This window comes from Duganella flavida, assembly GCF_009857445.1.
GTDB classification, from domain to species: domain Bacteria; phylum Pseudomonadota; class Gammaproteobacteria; order Burkholderiales; family Burkholderiaceae_D; genus Rugamonas; species Rugamonas flavida.
Genome location: NZ_WWCN01000004.1, coordinates 408,347 through 426,567 on the forward strand (window position 1 = coordinate 408,347; position 18,221 = coordinate 426,567).

Here is an 18,221-nt window from a genome sequence, read left to right on the forward strand (position 1 = left end):
CCGTTATTCGGCGCGCAGCGTGAGCGTGGCTGGTTGCAGTCCTTCCGCTGCGGCGCGCACCGTAATGCTACCGCGCTTGCCCGGCAAGGCGCGCACGATCGCCAGGCACAGGCCATTGAAGGCCGCGCGTTCGGGTGATTTGAATGATTCCAGATTGGTTGGATCGCCGTTGTCGGTGGCCACCAGTTCACCGGGACCTTCAACCGTGAAGCGTATGCGCGGCTCGGCGCGCGGCGCTGTCACGTTGTTGGCGTCGGCCACGCGCACGGTGATGAAGGACAAGTCGCGGCCATCGGCGGCGATGGTGCTGCGGTCGGCCGTGGCGTGCAGCGCGGCGGCAGCTTGCGCAGTCCTGACCGAGGAGCGCGCCCATTCCTTGCCGTTTTTGTAGGCCACCACGCTGATTTCACCCGGCTCGTAGACTACGTAATCCCAGCGCAGGCGATACTCGTAAGGGCCTTTCTTCAGGCGTCCCTGCGATTTTCCGTTGACGAACAGCTCCGCCTCATCACCGGAGGTGAACAAGTGCACCGGCGTGACCTGGCCCACGCGCTCCGGCCAGGTCCAATGCGGCAGCAGGTGCGCCAGCGGCAGGTCGGGGCGCCAGCGCGCCTGGTACAGGTAGTAGCGGTCTTTCGGGAAGCCTGCCAGATCGATGATGCCGGAATAGGAACTGCGCGCGCCGTAGTAGGGCGCTGTTCACGCCCGGCACCGGGAACTGGTACTCGCCACGGCTGCTTAGCGCGGAGGCGCTTTCGGTCGAGACGATCATCTTGTCCCGGAACTTGCGGTGGAAGGCCGGGAATTGGCCGGGCAGGCTGCGGATGCCCGCGCCCTGGTAGTTCAAGCCGATAACGTCCACCGTGGCCGGCAAAGGCATATCCGGCTTGGCGTAGTTCATGGCAAGCGTGATCGGACGCGTGCTGTCCTCCTGTTTTGCGATGCCAACCAATCGGGTGCCGATCGCTGCGCCGGCCTCGCCGGTGTACTGTTCGCCCACTTCGTTCCCTACGCTCCACATGATGATGGAAGGGTGGTTGCGGTCGCGCCGCAGCATGGCGCGCAGGTCGCGTTCATGCCATTCGCCGAAAACTTCGTGGAAGTCGTGCGGCGTTTTTTCGCGTTCCCACGAATCGAAAACTTCGTCCAGCACCAGGATGCCCATGCGGTCGGCGAGGTCCAGCAATTCCGGCGCGGGCGGGTTGTGGCTCATGCGGACGGCGTTGGCGCCCATCTCCTGCAGGATTTGCAACTGGCGTTCAGCGGCACGCACATTGAAGGCCGCGCCCAGCGCGCCAAGATCATGATGGTTATTGACGCCGTTGATCATGATCTTCTCGCCGTTGACGAACAGGCCCAGATCCGGATCGAAGCGTAGCGTGCGGATGCCGAACGGCGTGTCGTAGGTGTCCACCGTTTTGCCATCGCGGCGGATGGTGGTGACAGCGAGGTACCGGTGCGGATGCTGCTGCGGCAGCGGTCCCCACAAGCGCGGTTGCGCAATGCGTACGGACGCGTTGACGGTAGCGCTGCCGTGTGCAGCCACGCTCGCGCGTTGCGCCGGCAGTGTGGCGACGGCGGCGCCGGTGCGCTTGCCATTGTCATCCAATGCGTAAATCTGCGTGGTGACTTCCAGCGCAGCGGCATCCTTGCCGTCGTTGTCGATGGTGACGGCCAGCGCCACTTGCGCTGATTCATGCGTAACCTGCGGCGTGCGCACTACCGTACCCCAATGCGCCACATGTACCGGATCGTTCACCGACAGCCACACATTGCGGTACAAGCCCGCACCCGGATACCAGCGCGCCGAATCGGGTGGATTATCCAGCCGTATCGCCAGCCGGTTAGGGCCGCCCGGTTTGACGTAGGGCGTCAGGTTGAGCCGGAATGAGTTGTAGCCATAAGGCCAGCCGCCTACCAGCCGGTCGTTGAGCCACACTTGTGCATGCGACATGGCGCCATCAATATCGAGGAAGATGGACTTGCCGCTGTCGCGCGCCGCGATGTCCAGCTGCTTGCGGTACCAAACCTCGCCCCAGGTGACCAGCCGGCCCATGCCACCGTGCGGTCCATCCTTCAGGAACGGGCCGTCGATGGCCCAGTCGTGCGGCAGCGTGACGGTCTGCGGGGCCGCTGCGCCGCGCTGGAACTGCCAGCCGTCGTTGATGGCGTAACGCTCCGCGAACGCGGGAAGATGGAGCAGGGCGAGGCCGAGCAAGCCGGCGCGAAGGTGGCGGTGCGTGTTCACAGGTCTCCTTTTTGAAGCGATGATAGCGCAATCATGAGGGAATGTCAGTTAGAATGATTACGCTATCAACGTCACGAAAGAAAAAATGCCAGCACCTCCCGTCACACTGATTGATGTCGCCAAGGCGGCTGGCGTTTCACCGATTACCGTGTCGCGCGCTCTGAATGAACCGCAGCTGGTGCGCCCGGTCACGCTGGCCAAAGTGCAGGAAGCGGTCAAGCGCACCGGCTACGTCAAGAACATGCTGGCGGGTGGACTGGCGTCGAGCCGCAGCAAACTGGTGGCGCTGGTGCTGCCCACCATCTCCACCCAAACCTTCGCCGACATGGTGCAGGGCGCGACCGATCGCCTTACTGCGGCCGGCTACCAGCTGCTGCTTGGTATCGTCGGCTATGAAACGTGGCGCGAGGAGATCCTGGTCGAGACCATCTTGAGCCGCCGTCCGGACGGCGTGATTCTTACCGGTTCGCTGCACACCGACAGCACCCGCCAGCGCCTGCTGCAAATCGGCACGCCGGTGGTGGAAACGTGGGACATGACGCCGCATCCGATCGACATGGTAATCGGCTTCTCGCACGAAGAAGTCGGCCACGCCTGCGCCAAGCATTTGCTGGATCAGGGCTATCGCCGTTTCGGCATGCTGACTGCGAACGATCCGCGCGCCGGTCAGCGTACGCAGGGCTTCCAGGTGGCGCTGGCCAAGCAGGGCGTCAACGTGGTGGTTGCGCGGCAGGTGCCGGCGCCAGGCGCGCTGCCGCAAGGCCGGATCGGCGCGGTCAAGCTGCTGGACGAGCATCCGGACCTGGATGCGATTTTCTGCAGTTCGGATACGCTGGCGCACGGTGTGCTGATTGAGGCGCAAAGCCGCGGCTTGCGGGTGCCGGAAGACCTGGCCATCATGGGCTTCGGCGATTTGAATTTTTCGGGCTACACCAACCCGCCGTTATCGACAGTGAAGGTGGACGGCGCCAAGATCGGCGCCATGTCCGCTCAAGCCTTGCTGAACCGGTTGGACGGTGACGATACGGCTGAGCGCATTGTCAACACCGGCTTTGAACTGATCCAGCGCGGCAGTACTTAACGCGCCAGCGGTGCGCTAACCCCATCTACGCCCACTAGCCCGAGGATGGTCAACAGAACGTTTTGCGGCGCGGCGTGGGCGTTCTGCGGCGACCACCACTCCAGCTTCTCCGAGTGATAGCCACCCGAGCTACCGCCGCCTGACATGGTGATGGCCGGTACGCCAAGGCTCATCGGCAGGTTCGCGTCGGTTGAATGCGCACTGTCCAGCAGCGCCGGGCGGCCTTGTACCGTGGCCGCCGCCAGCGCGGTCTTGACGATGAAGGAATCCCTGCCCATCTGACCCGCAGGACGATCGCCGATCAGTGCCACCTCGGCGGTGATGGCGCTGCTGTTCCAGCGCTGGTTGGTGTCGGCCACAGCTTGCTGGACGGCGGCCTTGATTTGTTGTTCCACCTTGGCCAGCAAGGACGCGTCGGCCGAGCGGATGTCGATCAGCATCGAGGCTTCGGCCGAAATGCTGTTCACCGATTGCCCGCCTTGCACCACGCCGACGTTGAACGTCACCTTCGGATCGGACGGCACGCGGATGTCGTCGATGCGCGCGATCACGCGGCCGGCCGCATGAATCGCCGACGGCAGGCCGAAACCTTCGTAGCTATGGCCGCCCGGCCCGTGGATGGTGACTTTGAAACGGCGGCTGCCGGTGCCGATGTAGGTGACCGGATCGCCGTCCGTGCCGAGCGCCGGTTCCAGGCCGACGAAGGCCTTGATGTCCTTGCGCTGGCTGAACAAATACTTCACGCCTTTCAAATCGCCCAGTCCCTCCTCGCCGACGTTGGCGACGAACAGCACATCGCCCACGGTCTGGATTTTTGCGTCGCGCAGCGCCGTGGCGATGGTCAGCATGGCGGCCAGCGAACGCGCGTTGTCGGCGATGCCAGGCGCGTAGTAGCGGCCATCTTTTTCATGCAAGGTGAGGTCGGTGGCGGCGGGATACACGGTGTCGAGGTGCGCCGCCAGCACTACGGCCGGTCCTTTGCCGCTGCCGTGATAGGTGGCCAGCACGTTACCTGCCTCGTCCAGGTGTACGTCTTGCAGGCCAGCGGCTTTCATGCGTTCCGCAAAGTCGCGCGCACGGGCCACCTCGGCAAACGTCGGCGCCGGAATCGCGTTGATCGCCAGCGTGTTGGCGGTGGTGGTGGCCTCGTTCTTCTCGATGTAGGCCAATGCCTGTTTTACGGCAGGCTGCGCGGCGATGCGCGCCAGTTCCTGTTGTTGTGCGTGCGCCAGCAGGGCGGCGGCGATGGCGAGGCTGAGTAGCAGGTGCTTCATGATGCTCCGGAGTGTGGGGGGAGTCCGGCGATCAGCGTCAACAGCGCGTCCACATCCACCGGTTTGACAAAGTAATGATCGAAGCCCGCAGCGCGGGCCAGGTCGCGGTCTTCACGGCGGCCGTAGCCGGTGACCGCCACCAGCGTCGCCTGCGCGGTTTGCGGCAGCGCGCGCAGGCCGCGCGCCAGGTCGTTGCCGCTGATGTCGGGCAGGCCGATATCGAGCAGGCACAGTTGCGGCGCCTTGGCCTGCGCCACTTCCAGCGCTTCCATGGCGTTGTGGGCCAGCACCACGCGATGTCCGGCTGCCTCCAGCAGCAGCTGCAGGGTATGCGCCGCATCGACGTTATCGTCCACCACCAGCACGCGAAGCTGGTGCGCTGGCCGAGCGGCGTTGACGGGCGGCGCCGGCGGCGCCATTTGCTGCGCGGCGGGCAGGGTGATGGTGAAGGTGCTGCCTTGCTGCTCACCGGCGCTGTCCACTGCCACGCTGCCGCCATGCAGTTCCACCAGCGACTTGACCAGCGCCAGTCCCAGCCCCAGGCCGCCCTGCGAGCGGTCCGCATTACGGTGGGCCTGCGCGAACAAATCGAACACGTGGCTGCGCAACTCGGCCGACATGCCGATGCCGTTGTCGCTGATGACCAGCCGCACCTTGTCGCCGTAAGCGCCCGCGGACAGCTGGATGGTGCCGCCCACCGGCGTGTACTTGGCGGCGTTGTTCAGTACATTGACAACCACCTGTACCAGCCGTTTGTGATCGCCCGCGACCATCAGCGGTAGCGGCGGCAGCGTCGTCTCGAAGCGATGCTGGCGTGCTTCCAGCAGGGGCTGCGCCTGTTCCACCGCATCCGCCACGATGCCGCGCACATCGAGAGGCGCACGCGTCAGCGTGACCAACCCGCGCGTGACGCGTGAGACGTCGAGTAAATCGTCAACGAGGCGCGTCATGTGATGTACCTGCCGCACGATGATGCTGGCCGTGCGTTGCACCGCCAGTTCGCTGGCATGGCCGCTTTGCAGCAACTGCGCGCCGGCGCTGATCGGCGCCAGCGGGTTGCGCAGCTCGTGCGCCAGCATGGCGAGGAATTCGTCCTTGCGCCGGTCCGCCTCGCGCAGCTGGTTTTCCGCATGCAGGTGTTGCAGTTCCTTTTCCTGCAGTGCTTCGGCCATCGCATCGAGCGAGCGCGCCAGCTCGCTGATTTCTTCCTTGCCGTAGGCGATGCCGCTACGCGCGCCGAGCGCGCCGGAGGCGATGCTGTTGGCGGTGGTGGCCAGGCGCTTCACGCGCCGCAGCACCAGCACGTCGCCGACGAACCATGCGGCCAGCAATGCCAGCATGATGGTGACGGCCAGTGCCAGCCAGTCCAGCAACTGGTCATGGCGCGCATTGGCGGTGATGGCGTCGACCGGGATGCCGATGGTCAGGGTGTAGTCCGACAAGCCATTGCTGCCGACGCGCGAGAAGCGATGCAGCCGCTCAACGCCGTCCGGCCCCACCAGCAGCACCGGCTTGCCCGGTTCGGCCGCCATCGCATTGCGCATCTCGGGCGACACCTGCTTGCCGAACCACTCTTCGGGATTCGGCTTGCGCGCGATGATTTTTCCCTCGGAATCGGTGGTCAGCAGCAGCGAGCCTGGTGGTAGCTGGACGTCTGACACGAAGCGATCGAGCCGGTTCAGGTCCAGCGAGGCGAATACCACGGCCTGTACGCGCTGGTCTTGATCCAGTACTGGGTAAGTCAGGTTGACGGTGTGCTTGTGGATCACGCGTCCGAACACGTAGCCGCCCGCCACAAAGCGGCGCAGGTGTACGGCACGGCGAAAGTGGGCGCGGTCGGACAGATTGACTGCTGCCGTAGATGGCACGGCGCTGCAACTGACGTCGCCGTTCAGCTGTATCAGTCCCAGATTGGCATAGTCGGGATTCTCGCGCAGCAGATTGGCCAGCAGCCGGCTGCAGCGCGCGCCGTCACCGGTGAGGTCGGGAATGCTGGCCATATCGCGCAGCATCTGGCGCGCGCCGGAAACCAGTTGCGCCTCGTTGGCGGCGGCCAGGTTGGTCAGGCGCTGCAGGTTTTCTTCCGCCGTTTCCACCGCATGGACTCGTTCGCGCTGACCGTTGATGAAGGTCATCACGGTGATCGGGGCAATTGCCAATAGCACCAACAGCACCAAGCGGCTGCGCAGGCTGTTGAGCTGGAAAAGCAGGAAGGCCATGCGTCTTTGATTCATTCTGTGAAAGATTAATTCTACTTCAATCAGCCCCCTGTGCAAGCATCTGCTGCAAGCGTCTGGTATTCTATTGGTGTTAACTAACGAGGATTTTATGCAGTTCACAACAAAAACAGTTTGCCGCGCGCTTGCGCTGGCCTTTATCGGCGCTGCGGGCGCCGCCGCTCATGCGGAAGACATCATCAAGATCGGCCACGTGGCCGCTACCTCCGGCCCGATCGCTCACTTGGGCAAGGACAACGAAAACGGCGCGCGCATGGCCGTGGAAGAGTTGAACGCCAAGGGCGTCGTCATCGGGGGCAGGAAATACAAGGTAGTGCTGCTGGCGGAAGACGATGCCGGCGATCCGAAACAGGCCACGTCGGCCGCGCAAAAACTGGTCGACGCCAAAGTGCAGGGCGTGATCGGCCACGAGACGTCGGGCACCACCATCCCGGCCTCGCGCATCTATTACGATGCCGGCATTCCGCAGATTACGCCGTCGGCCAGCTCGCCGCAGTACACACGCCAGCGCTACAACACCACCTTCCGCAACATCGCCAACGACGAACAGCTCGGCCCTGCGCTGGCCCGTTACGCCATGCAGAACATGCAGGCCAAGCGCATCGCCGTGGTGGATGATCGCACCGCCTACGGCAAGGGCCTGGCCGATGAATTCAGCAAAACCGTCAAGCGCACCGGCGCGGCCACCGGTTCGACCATCGTCTCGACCCAGTTCACCAACGACAAAGCCACCGACCTGACGGCCATCCTGACCGCGATCAAGGCTACCAAGCCGGATATGATTTTCTTCGGCGGCATGGACGCCGTGGCCGCACCGATGCTGCGCCAGATGAAGCAACTGGGCTTCCCGATCAAATTCATGGGCGGCGACGGCATGTGCTCGGACTCGGTGCCGCGCTTGGCCGGCGACGGCATGAGCGACGGCCAGGTGATCTGCGCGGAAGCGGGCGGCGTTGAGCCGTCGCAGGAAAAAGGCATGACCGATTTCCGCGCCGCGTACAAGAAAAAGTACGGCATTGAAGTGCAGACTTACGCGCCGTACACCTACGACGCGCTGATGACGATGGTCGAAGCGATGCAGAAAGCCGGTTCGCCTGATCCGGCCAAATACCTGCCGGTGCTGGCCAAGATCAAGCACAAAGGCGTGACCGGCAATATCGCTTTCGATGCGCGCGGCGACGTGCAGGACGGCGTGCTGACCATCTTCACCTTCAAGGACGGCAAGCGCCAGAAGCTGACTGTGATGAAATAAGCAAGCCTGCGGCAGGTTGGCACCTGCCGCAGTTTATGGCACAATGGGAATGATTCTCATTCTTTATTGATCCATAGTGACCCTTCCTGCGCCTACTGTCGACACGCTGTACCGCAGCCATCACGGCTGGCTGCACCAGTGGCTATGGCGCAAAGTCGGCTGCCGCGATGGCGCCGCCGATATCGCCCAGGATACCTTTGTGCGCGTACTCGATGCGGGCACCGTCGCTACCTTGCGCGAACCGCGCGCTTATCTCAGTACGATCGCCAACGGCCTGCTGGTCAACCACTGGCGCCGCCTGACGCTGGAACGCGCTTACCTCGACGCGCTGGTGATGCAGGATGCGGCGCTGGAGCCTTCGCCGGAAGAACGTGCGCTCACCATCGAAGCCCTGATGCAGGTCGACGCCATGCTGGCCAAGCTGCCGCCCAAGGCGCGCGAGGCTTTCCTGCTGTCGCAGATCGATGGCTGGACTTATGCGGCAATCGCCGGGCATCTGCAAGTCTCCGAACGCATGGTGAAGAAATACATGGCGCAAGCCATGCTGCAATGCCTGCTGATTGCGAGCGATGCCTGATACAACTTCGCAGGAATTCAGCGTACTGGAACAAGCGGCCGAATGGTTCGCCATTCTCAGCGCATCCGATGCCACGCCTGCCGAACGCACGGCCTGGCAGCGCTGGCTGGACGCCGCGCCCGAGCACCGCGCCGCATGGCAGCGTGTTGAACGCATCCACAGCCAACTTCAATCCTTGCCCGGTGCGCCCGCGCGCGCAGCGCTGGTGGCCGGGCCGCGCCGTCGCCGTGCGATCAAGTCGCTGCTGCTGTTGTGCGCTGGCGTGGGCATGGGCACGGTGGTGGCGCGGCACGAGGAAAGCCGTCGTTATGTCGCGGCCTTGAATGCGCAGCATCGCACCGCCGTCGGCGTGGTGGCTGCGTTACCGCTGCCAGACCGCACGCAGGCTTGGCTGAATACCGATAGCGCCGCTGATCTGGCCTACGACGATAACCAGCGTTTGATTGTGCTGCGCCGTGGCGAGGTGCTGCTGCACAGCGGGCCGGATATGGTGACGCCATCGCGTCCGCTGGTGGTGGAGGCGCGCGGTGTGCGCCTGCGCGCGCTGGGTACGCGCTTCTCGGTGCGCCTGACCGTGCAGGGAACACGCCTTGCCGTGTATGACGGCGCAGTGGAAGTGGGCGCCGGTAGCGTGGTGCCTGCGGGCTCGCAGGTCGATATCATCGACGGCCGTCCCGGTGCGCTGCGGCCGGTGCTTGAGGAAACTTCGGCGTGGTCGCGCAAGCTGCTGGTCGCCACGCAGATGCGGCTGGGTGATTTCCTGCAGGAGCTGGGACGCTACCGCAACGGCTATCTTGCCTGCGATCCGGCACTGGCCGATTTGCGGCTGGTTGGCAGTTATCCGCTGGGCGATACCGACCGTGCGCTGGACATGCTGCAGGCCACGCTGCCGGTGCGCGTGAAACGCACTTTGTCGTGGTGGGTGACGGTGACGCCGCGCGGATGATGAAGAAGCTGTTTGTACTTGCCTTGCTGCCGTCGCTGGCGGCCGCAGCGCCTGTCATTCCGGCCGGTTCGCTGGACCAGGTGCTGCGCGCCTACATGCTGTCGAGTGGCGTGCTGCTGAGCGCCGACGGCCGGTTGACGCAAGGCGTCGTTAGCGCCGGCCTGGCTGACCTCAGCGCGCCGGAACACGACCTGCCGCGCATCCTGGACGGCACCGGGCTCGGCGCCGTGCGCCAGCCGGACGGCAGCTACCTGCTGCAAGCGGCTGTGGCGTCCGCGCCGGTGGCGCGCGAACCAGAGCGCTTGCCGGAAGTAGTGGCGCGGGCGGACGCGATTACGCCGCACGATACCGTCAGCAGTTTTACGGTCAAGGGCGGCGCTGCGTTGCGCGATACGCCGCAGTCCATCAGCATCTTGGCGGCGGACCAGATCCGCGACCGTCGTTTGCTCAGCATAGACGACCTGCTGGTCTACGTGCCGGGTGTGCAGCCCAGCCTCGGCGAAGGCAATCGCGATAACGCCGTCTTTCGCGGTTATAACTCCAGCGCTGATTTCTACCTGAACGGCATGCGCGACGACGTCCAGTACTTCCGCGACTTCTACAACATCGAAACGGTCGAAGTGCTGAAAGGCCCGAACGCCATGGCGCTGGGACGCGGCGGTTCCGGCGGCGCGATCAATCGCGTCAGCAAACAGGCGCAGTGGCGCGATATCGGCGACGCCGACGTGCTGCTGGGCGAATGGCGGCAACGGCGCGCCAGCGTGGACGTGGGCGCGGCCCTCAACCCACAATGGGCGTGGCGCCTGAACGCAGTGGACGAACATTCCAACTCGTTCCGTAACGGCGTCTGGCTGGCGCGCTACGGCATCAATCCCGCGCTGGCGTGGCGCGATGGCGATGGCACGCTGGTGCAAGCCAGCTACGAGCATTTCCGCGACCATCGCACCACTGATCGCGGCGTGCCCTCGTACGGTGGCCGGCCGGTGGCCAGCGATACCTCGACATTCTTTGGCGACCCAGTCAACAGTCATAACGGCGTTGATATCGACAGCATGACGCTGCGCCTGGAGCAGCGGCTAGCGCCCACGCTGCAGTTCACCAGCCAGCTGCATTACGCGGTCTACGACAAGTACTACCAGAACGTCTTCCCCGGCGGGATGGACGATGGCGGCGCGACCGTGCGCATGCTGGGCTATGCCAGCGCAACCCGCCGCAGCAACCTGTTTTATCAAGCCTCGCTGGATGCCACGGTGGGACAGCATCGCCTCAGCGCCGGACTGGAACTGGGCCGCCAGCGCTCCGACAACGCCCGCACCACCGGCTATTTCGATACGCTGGGCACGGACGTGCGCTTTGTGTCGGTGCCGCTCGGGCAGCCGACCTTCACGCTGCCGGTGAGCTTCCGCGCCTCGCCGACCGACACGGGTAATGCCAGCACGGCGCGCAACCTGTCGTTGTACGTGCAGGATCAATGGACGCTGTCGCCGCAATGGCAGATGGTAGCCGGGCTGCGGGCCGAGAAGCTGGACGTGGATCTGCGCGATATCCGCAACGGCGTGCAACTGGCTAGCCATGACCGTCCGCTGTCGCCGCGATTGGGCGTGATCTATCGTCCGGCCGCTCAGTTGTCGCTATACGCCAGTTTCAGCCAGGCTTACGCGGCGCGGGTGGGTGAGCAAATGGCGTCGCTCACCGCCGGCAACCAGGACCTCGCGCCGGAGGTGGTGCGCAACCAGGAGCTTGGCGCGCGCTGGGATGACGGCGATGCGTTGTCGGCCAGCGTGGCCGTGTACCAGCTGCGGCGCGCGAATGTGCTGGTGGCTGACCCGGTCAACACCGGCGATGAAGAACTGGTGGATGGCCAGCGCGGGCAGGGCATGGAGCTGGAATTATCCAGCCGCGTGAACCGTGACTGGACGCTGAGCGCAGGCTACGCGTGGCAGCGATCACGCCTGACGGCGACCCAGAACGCGTCCTCGCAAGCGGGCGCGCAGATGCCACACGTGCCGCGCCAGTCGCTGTCGCTGTGGAGCCGCCATACGCTGGCGCCGGGACTGGAGGGCGCGCTGGGCCTCATCGCGCGCAGCAGCATGTTCAGCTCCACCAGTAACCGCGTGGTACTGCCTGGTTTTGCGCGGCTGGACGCCTCTGTCTACTATCAGATTGACCAGCGCAATCGCTTGCAATTCAGCCTGGAGAACCTGCTGGACCGCGCCTACTACGCCTCGTCTTATAACGACAATAACATCTCGGTCGGCTCGCCGCGCGCAATACGAATCGGCTTGTCCACCCGCTTTTAAAAATAATTCTCATTCCGGTTCCCTTTTTTCGATCTCGCTTGGCAAGGTAAGTACAGGGCCACAGCAATCGAGGGACACCCATGCAGCAAGCACACGAATCCGCGCAGCAGCGCGTCCAGGAATGGATGCGCAAATCGCCGCTGCGCATCACCCGCGCGCGCCTCAGCGTCGCGGAGGTGCTGCTGCGCCATACGGATCCAGTCGGCGCCGAGGTGGTGTTCCGTAAGTTGCTCGACACCGGCGAAGACGTCAGCCTCGGCTCCATCTACCGCATCTTGAAAGAGATGGAGGACGATGGGCTGGTACTGCGTGACCGCCATGTCAGCTCGGGCGGCGTGAAAGCCGTGTATGCGATTGCCAGTGATATGCCGGCCAGCCGCGCCTACGTGTTCCGTTGCGACGTTTGTCATCGTCAGCAGCGCATCGCGGACGCGGGCCTGGCTGCGCAATTAGCCAACGTGGCGGCGCTGGAAGGCTACCAGCTGCCCGCCGATATCGTGATACCTGCGCGTTGCCCCAACTGCGTTCCTGCACAGTCAATCAACAATTCAAACTGAGATACGGAAGATGATGAAACCAAGCTTCAAAAATGCGGGTATCAAGAGCCGCAAACACGCCACTACTTTGAATCTGGCGGCACTGGCCTCACTGGCCGTGCCCTTTGCGCTGCACGCGGAAACCGCACCGGAGCAGCCGCAAAAGCTGCCGGAAGTGGTGGTCGACGGCGCCCGCACCAGCGATTTCCAGGTCAGCAAATCGGCGAACGACAAATTCACTGCACCATTGCTGGATACGCCGAAGTCGGTCACGGTCATTACTTCCGAAGTGATCTCGCAAACTGGCGCGGTGTCGCTGACCGACGCGCTGCGTACGGTGCCGGGCATTACCATCGGCGCGGGCGAGGGTGGCAACCCGGTAGGTGATAACCTGTTCATTCGCGGCTACAACGCGCAGACTGACACCTACATCGACGGCATCCGCGACAGCGGTTCGCAGTCGCGTGAGATTTTCTCGCTGGAGCAGATCGAAGTGGTGAAGGGCCCTAACTCGGCCTACGGCGGCCGTTCGTCGGCTGGCGGCGGCATCAACCTGGTGAGCAAGACGCCGAAAGCGGAAAACTTCACCAACGCCAGCGTGGGCCTGGGATCGGCGCAGTATCGCCGTGGCACGGTCGACATCAACCGTGTGGTCAATGACGACGTGGCAGTGCGCCTGAACGTGATGGGTCACGATGCGCACGTCGCTGGCCGCAATGAAATCAAGGGCAACCGCTGGGGCATCGCGCCGAGCGTCAGCTTCGGCATGAACTCGGCCACCAAAGTAAACCTGAGCTATTACCACATGCAGTCGGACGAACTGCCGGATACCGGCATCCCGTTCAACAACCCGTTCACCACTGGCGCTAACGTCAGCAAGAACGGCGACGGCACGCCGATCAGCGTACCGCGCGATACCTTCTATGGCCTGGTGAACCGCGACTTCCGCAAAACCCAGACCGACATCGGCACCATCGACGTGCGTCATGAATTTGCCGGTGGCCTGGTGTTCCGTAACGTGACCCGCTACGGCAAATCGGACAACGACTACATCTGGACCCAGCCGGATGACTCCAAGGGCAACACCATGTTGTACGGTACCGTATGGCGCCGCGCCAACACCCGCGTGGCAAGCACCGATTCGCTGGCCAACGCCACCAGCCTGACTGGCAGCTTCGTCGCCGCAGGCATCAAGCATAGCTACACCGGCGGCCTGGAAATCAGCCGCGAAAATACGGACCGCAGCAGCTATCTGTTCGCGCCGGGCACCAACAATCCACTGACCGGCACCACCACTTGCCCAACCTCGGGCGCGGCCACGCTGTACAACTGCACCACTATCATCAATCCGAATCCGAACGATCCGTGGGTGTACACCCGCAGCGTATCGCCGGCGCGTAACACCATCCTGACCAACACCCGTTCGGCCTACGTGTTCGACACCGTGGAATTCACGCCGCAATGGCTGTTGAATGTGGGCGTGCGCTGGGATGACTACCGCAGCACGCTGGACGTGCCGACCTATACGTTGAACGGTGTAACCACTGCGGCCGCACACGCTGAGGTAAATGCGAACTTCGCCAACTACCAGGGGGGCTTGGTGTACAAGCCGTCGGCCAATAGCAGCATCTACGTTTCGTACGGCACCTCGTCCACGCCACCTGGCAATGACGCTGGCGATGGTCTGGATGGTCTGACCGCTGCAGTACAAAACCTGGCGCCGCAGGACAGCAAGAACTATGAACTGGGCACCAAGTGGGAAGTGCTGCCGGGTGGGCGCTTGTCGGTCAGCGCGGCCCTGTTCCGCAGCGAGATGAATAACGCCCGCGTGACGGCGCCGGATGGCACCACGCAAAACGTCGGCAAGAAAACCATGAAAGGTGTGGAGCTGGGCGTGAGCGGCAACATCACCAAAGAGTGGCAAGTGTTCGGCGGCTACACCTATCTGGATGGCCGCGTGGCGGACAATGGTTTCGTGAACACCGGTACCACGGCCAAGCCGGTGTACACGGCGTCGCCATACAACGGTAACGTGTTCCCGACCACGCCGAAGAACAGCGCTTCGCTGTGGACCTCATATGCAGTGCTGCCGGGAGTGATGGTGGGCGGTGGTGTGAACTACGTCGCCAAGGTATACGCCAACATCAACAACACCAAGTACGCGCAGGGCTACAGCCGCTTCGACGCAATGGCCAGCTATGAAATCAACAAGCATATCTCGCTGCAGTTGAACATCCAGAACCTGACCGACAAATTCTACTTCGACAAAGTCTCGTCGCCGCACTACGCCGGCGTAGGCCCTGGCCGCAGCGCAACGCTGACAGCCAACTTCAAGTACTAAGCAACACCGGCCCGCGCAATGCGGGCGTTTTTTGGGGTCAGCTCTGTCATTTGGACATGTGGCTCGCACATTTGATATTTCTCAAGCTGTTCCTATGCTGAGGATGATAGAGATTTTTCGGTAGGGGCCTAGCAGGGATTAAATGAAACGTATTGATATTACTCAGCTTTTGCGATCGTGTGTCCAAATGACAGAGCTGACCCTGAATAGAAAACGCCTGATGAAGACATCGGGCGTTTTGCTTTAATCAGGCGCCTGGTGGTGGGCCGCCGGGGCCGGGACCGCCGGGGCCGCCTGGGCCGCCCGGACGTTGACCGCCCCAGCCGCTTTCTTCTTTATCCGACGACGAACTCGGGCCGCCAAAGCGGTACGACAGGCCGACGTAGACCACGCGGCCGTCGAAGCGGCGGGTGCTGGTTTCACGCAAGGTGGCGCTGTTGATGATGGTTTCCATTTTGTTGGTATTGAAGATGTCTGTGACGTTGGCCACCAGGGTCAGCGCCGGCGTCACGGTGTGGCGCACGCTCAGGTTGACCGAATGGTTAGGCGAGCGATAGCCCTGGCCCGACAAGGTTTTACCCATCATCTGCAACGCCAGCTGGATCTGGTTGGCGGCATCGTACTGGTAGTTCAGGCGCGCACGGCCGCTCAGCGAGTTGGCGGTGCGCGTTACCAGCACGCCAGTGTCGTCGTAGAAGCTTTGCTGGGCGCGCATCAGGTTGCCACTGGTGTTCAAGGTCAGCGACGGCGTCAGCTTGCCGCTCACGGTGAATTCCAGACCGCTCGAATGGCTGCCTTCGCCATTGGCCTTGGTGGTCAACAGCACGTTCGGCGCCACGAAGTAGCGGTAGTCGACGATGGCGTCGGTGTCCTTGCGGTAGTAGCCGCGCAGGTTGGTTTCCAGTGCGCCGAACTTGGTTTCGTAGCCGACTTCGAACGAATCGGTCTTGGTCGGCTTCAGGTTCGGGTTACCCGACGAGACGTTGAATTCGTCGCGGTAAGTCACGTACGGATTCAGATCGTTGGCGTTGGGACGGCGAATCCGGCGCGCATAGGCGAAGCGGATGTTGGCGCTGTCGGTCGCCTTGTAGGTGGCGAAGAAACTAGGTATATAGTTTATATAGTTATTCTTGGCCTTGACGCCGCCGGTGATCTGGTCGATGTCCATGTCGGTGTATTCGGCACGCAGGCCGGCCAGGGCGCCCCAGCGCTCGTTCAGGCGCATCTGGTAGCTGCCGTACAGTGCGTACACGGTTTCATCCAGTTCGTAGGCGTTGGTGCGGCCGGCGTTGATCTTGGCCACTCCAGTCACCGGATCGATATCGGTGTACAGCGTGTTGAAGCTGCTGTCGTTGGTGGCGACTTTGTAGCCGGCTTTCATGGTGCCGCCCCACAGCGGACGTTCGTAGTCGCCGGTGAAGTCGGCGATGTGCGTGCTGAAGTTGTTGTGCTGATTGGCGCGGGTGTCGATCATGCCAGGCGTGGCGTAATCGTTGTTGTAGTTGTTGATGTTGTCGTTCTCGGAGGCCGAGACGCGCAGATCGATCTTCAGGGTTTCGCCCGGCAGTTCGCCCTTGTGGTCGTAGCGGCCGCCCCAGCCATAGTTCTTGCTGTCGCCGGTGCGGACGGTGCTACGCACGTAATCGCTGGCCGGGATCAAGCTGGTCGCGCCGTTGATGTAGTGGTCGCTTGAGTGCTGGTCGTTGGTGCGGTTGTTGTAGTTGACGCTGCCGGTCAGGGTGTCGGTCTGGCTCAGGTTGTAGCTGACTTGGCCGTTCAGGCCTGCCATATCGTTGAGGCCTTTGCCGACCGATTCCTGGCTGCTGTGCACGAACGCGCCGCTGCCGGCGTCGTAGCGGTCGCGGGTGACTTCGGCCACCGAGTTGCGGCCGTCGTGACGCACGTTGGCACTGCCCTGGAAGCCCCACGCACCTTCGTTGTAGGTGGCATTGACGGCACTGTTGTAGCGGCCGGCGGTGCCGGTATTGGCGTTGACGGTGGTGAAGCCGCCCGGCTTGCGGTTGCGGCGCATCACCAGGTTCAGGATAGGACCGCCACCGGCCTCATTGCCGAACTGCGCTCCGGGATTGTTGATGACTTCGATCGATTCGATATCGTCGGCGGCCATGGCCTGCAGCGCCGGGCCGCGGTTGTCTCCCTGCAGCATGGCCGACGGCTTGCCGTCCACCATGATCTGCACGTTCGGACTGCCGCGCAGGGTAACGCTGCCGTCCGGATCCACGTTCACGGAGGGCACGTTGTTGAGCGCATCGGCGGCGGTGCCATTGGTGCTGGAGACGTCGGACTTGACGTCGTAGACCTGGCGGTCGATGCGGTTGGTTGGACGTTCAGCGGCTACGGTTACCTCCGGAACGACAGCCTCTTTTGGCTTGGCGGTCGTAGCGGGCTTGATGGCTGGCTTTTCGGGAGTGGTGGTTTGAGCGTAAGCTGGCAGAATAGCGCTGCCGGTCAGGCAGCAGGTAAGCAGTATCTTTTGCATGGTTTTGACGGCACACCGTCACTGTACGGTAGAGTTGCCATTATACCAGCGGCATATTTGGTAAAAAACGCCATTTACGCTTCTTTACCTTAGATTTACAAACGAGATTTCAAACCACAGGAACACAGCATGGCACGCGGCACAGCGCACATTGGCAGCGACACTTACACCACCCAAATCGAGGTCAGTGGACACGCGCTGCTGGGCGACGAACCGGCCCGTAACGGCGGCCAGAATGCCGGTCCGGCGCCTTACGATTATCTGCTGGCCGGACTGGGCGCCTGCACCGCCATCACGCTGCGCATGTACGCTGACCGCAAGCAGTGGCCGGTAGACACCATCGACATCGAACTGCACCTGACCCACGGCGACGATGATGCGATGCTGGTCCGACGCACGCTCCGTATCAGCGGTGCGGTGGACGCGGCACAAAAAGCCCGCCTGGCGGAAATCGCCGAAAAGACGCCGGTCACGCTCACCCTGAAAGCCGGCCTGCGCATCGATACCGTGCTCGCCTGATATTTTTCATCCCGCGACGGAACCCGCTCAGTAATTGCTGGGTCTAACAGCAAGTTGAGCTGTGTGACGCTACCGTGGGGGATGATATGGACTGGATCAAATATCTGGCGGGACTGCTTGCTGTTGCTGCCAGTTGCACTGTTGTGGCTACGCCGTTGTTGTCGGAAGGCTTTGATGATGTGGCGGCATTGCCTGCCAAGGGCTGGTTGTTTGTGAACGATTCCTCGCCGCCGGGTGGCACCGGCTGGTTTCAGGGTAATCCGGCTTTCTTCACCGCAGCGGCGGGGGGTGTCCCTATGTACTTCGTCAAGCAGTTGCGAGAGGTGCAGGGCAATAAAGTGTCCCGTCTCGCATCATGGCGTACATCACGTCGCAGCGCCGCCTTGCGAGAGCGATCAGTGCTTGGTTGT

13 protein-coding genes and 1 pseudogene are annotated in these 18,221 nt (G+C 62.9%); 9 read left to right on the forward strand and 5 right to left on the reverse strand.

What is annotated here, in order from left to right; translation table 11 throughout:
• Nucleotides 1–3: 3 nt before the first annotated feature.
• Together GTP46_RS29430 and GTP46_RS08705 are read right to left on the reverse strand one after the other, a co-directional pair.
• Nucleotides 4–549 (reverse strand): DUF4982 domain-containing protein, encoded by a 546-nt coding sequence (locus GTP46_RS29430; protein WP_202414192.1) that lies wholly within the window; start codon nt 547–549, stop codon nt 4–6.
• A complete protein-coding gene (locus GTP46_RS08705) occupies nt 509–2,248 on the reverse strand; it encodes a glycoside hydrolase family 2 TIM barrel-domain containing protein (protein ID WP_202414193.1) in 1,740 nt (579 codons plus the stop codon). Before GTP46_RS08705 ends, GTP46_RS29430 begins: the two co-directional genes overlap by 41 nt.
• An 85-nt stretch (nt 2,249–2,333) precedes the next feature.
• On the opposite strand from GTP46_RS08705, the gene GTP46_RS08710 reads away from it, so the two are divergent.
• Complete coding sequence (locus GTP46_RS08710; protein WP_161006214.1) at nt 2,334–3,329, forward strand: LacI family DNA-binding transcriptional regulator; 996 nt, start codon at nt 2,334–2,336, stop codon at nt 3,327–3,329.
• Here GTP46_RS08710 and GTP46_RS08715 read toward each other — a convergent pair.
• Both GTP46_RS08715 and GTP46_RS08720 read right to left on the reverse strand, forming a co-directional pair.
• On the reverse strand, nt 3,326–4,603 hold the full coding sequence (locus tag GTP46_RS08715; protein WP_161006215.1) for a M20/M25/M40 family metallo-hydrolase: 1,278 nt from the start codon (nt 4,601–4,603) through the stop codon (nt 3,326–3,328). The genes GTP46_RS08710 and GTP46_RS08715 overlap by 4 nt on opposite strands.
• Entirely contained in the window at nt 4,600–6,822 is a 2,223-nt protein-coding gene (locus tag GTP46_RS08720) for a hybrid sensor histidine kinase/response regulator (RefSeq protein ID WP_161006216.1), read from the reverse strand. Before GTP46_RS08720 ends, GTP46_RS08715 begins: the two co-directional genes overlap by 4 nt.
• A 109-nt stretch (nt 6,823–6,931) precedes the next feature.
• Here GTP46_RS08720 and GTP46_RS08725 point away from each other — a divergent pair, with 109 nt between their 5' ends.
• The 6 genes from GTP46_RS08725 (at nt 6,932) to GTP46_RS08750 (ending at nt 14,792) form a co-directional block, all read left to right on the forward strand.
• Nucleotides 6,932–8,092, forward strand: a complete 1,161-nt coding sequence (locus GTP46_RS08725) for a branched-chain amino acid ABC transporter substrate-binding protein (RefSeq protein WP_161006217.1) — start codon at nt 6,932–6,934, stop codon at nt 8,090–8,092.
• A gap of 76 nt (nt 8,093–8,168) precedes the next feature.
• Entirely contained in the window at nt 8,169–8,669 is a 501-nt protein-coding gene (locus tag GTP46_RS08730; protein ID WP_371869597.1) for a sigma-70 family RNA polymerase sigma factor, read from the forward strand.
• Nucleotides 8,662–9,615 carry a DUF4880 domain-containing protein gene (locus GTP46_RS08735; RefSeq protein WP_161006218.1) on the forward strand — a complete coding sequence of 318 codons (954 nt, stop codon included), beginning with the start codon at nt 8,662–8,664 and terminating at the stop codon, nt 9,613–9,615. The genes GTP46_RS08730 and GTP46_RS08735 overlap by 8 nt, the downstream gene beginning before the upstream one ends.
• Nucleotides 9,612–11,915 carry a TonB-dependent siderophore receptor gene (locus GTP46_RS08740; protein ID WP_161006219.1) on the forward strand — a complete coding sequence of 768 codons (2,304 nt, stop codon included), beginning with the start codon at nt 9,612–9,614 and terminating at the stop codon, nt 11,913–11,915. Before GTP46_RS08735 ends, GTP46_RS08740 begins: the two co-directional genes overlap by 4 nt.
• An 80-nt stretch (nt 11,916–11,995) precedes the next feature.
• On the forward strand, nt 11,996–12,472 hold the full coding sequence (locus tag GTP46_RS08745; protein ID WP_161006220.1) for a Fur family transcriptional regulator: 477 nt from the start codon (nt 11,996–11,998) through the stop codon (nt 12,470–12,472).
• Nucleotides 12,473–12,482: 10 nt separating this feature from the next.
• Nucleotides 12,483–14,792 (forward strand): TonB-dependent receptor, encoded by a 2,310-nt coding sequence (locus GTP46_RS08750; RefSeq protein ID WP_229258851.1) that lies wholly within the window; start codon nt 12,483–12,485, stop codon nt 14,790–14,792.
• A gap of 247 nt (nt 14,793–15,039) precedes the next feature.
• On the opposite strand, the gene GTP46_RS08755 is transcribed toward GTP46_RS08750, so the two are convergent.
• The gene (locus tag GTP46_RS08755) at nt 15,040–17,292 is read right to left on the reverse strand and encodes a TonB-dependent receptor domain-containing protein (RefSeq protein ID WP_161006221.1); all 2,253 of its coding nucleotides are present in this window, start codon (nt 17,290–17,292) and stop codon (nt 15,040–15,042) included.
• 129 nt (nt 17,293–17,421) lie between these two features.
• Here GTP46_RS08755 and GTP46_RS08760 point away from each other — a divergent pair, with 129 nt between their 5' ends.
• Nucleotides 17,422–17,811, forward strand: a complete 390-nt coding sequence (locus GTP46_RS08760) for an OsmC family protein (RefSeq protein WP_161006222.1) — start codon at nt 17,422–17,424, stop codon at nt 17,809–17,811.
• An 86-nt stretch (nt 17,812–17,897) separates the two neighbouring features.
• A pseudogene (locus GTP46_RS29715) lies at nt 17,898–18,083 on the forward strand (choice-of-anchor J domain-containing protein); the annotation flags it as partial.
• Nucleotides 18,084–18,221: the final 138 nt, after the last annotated feature.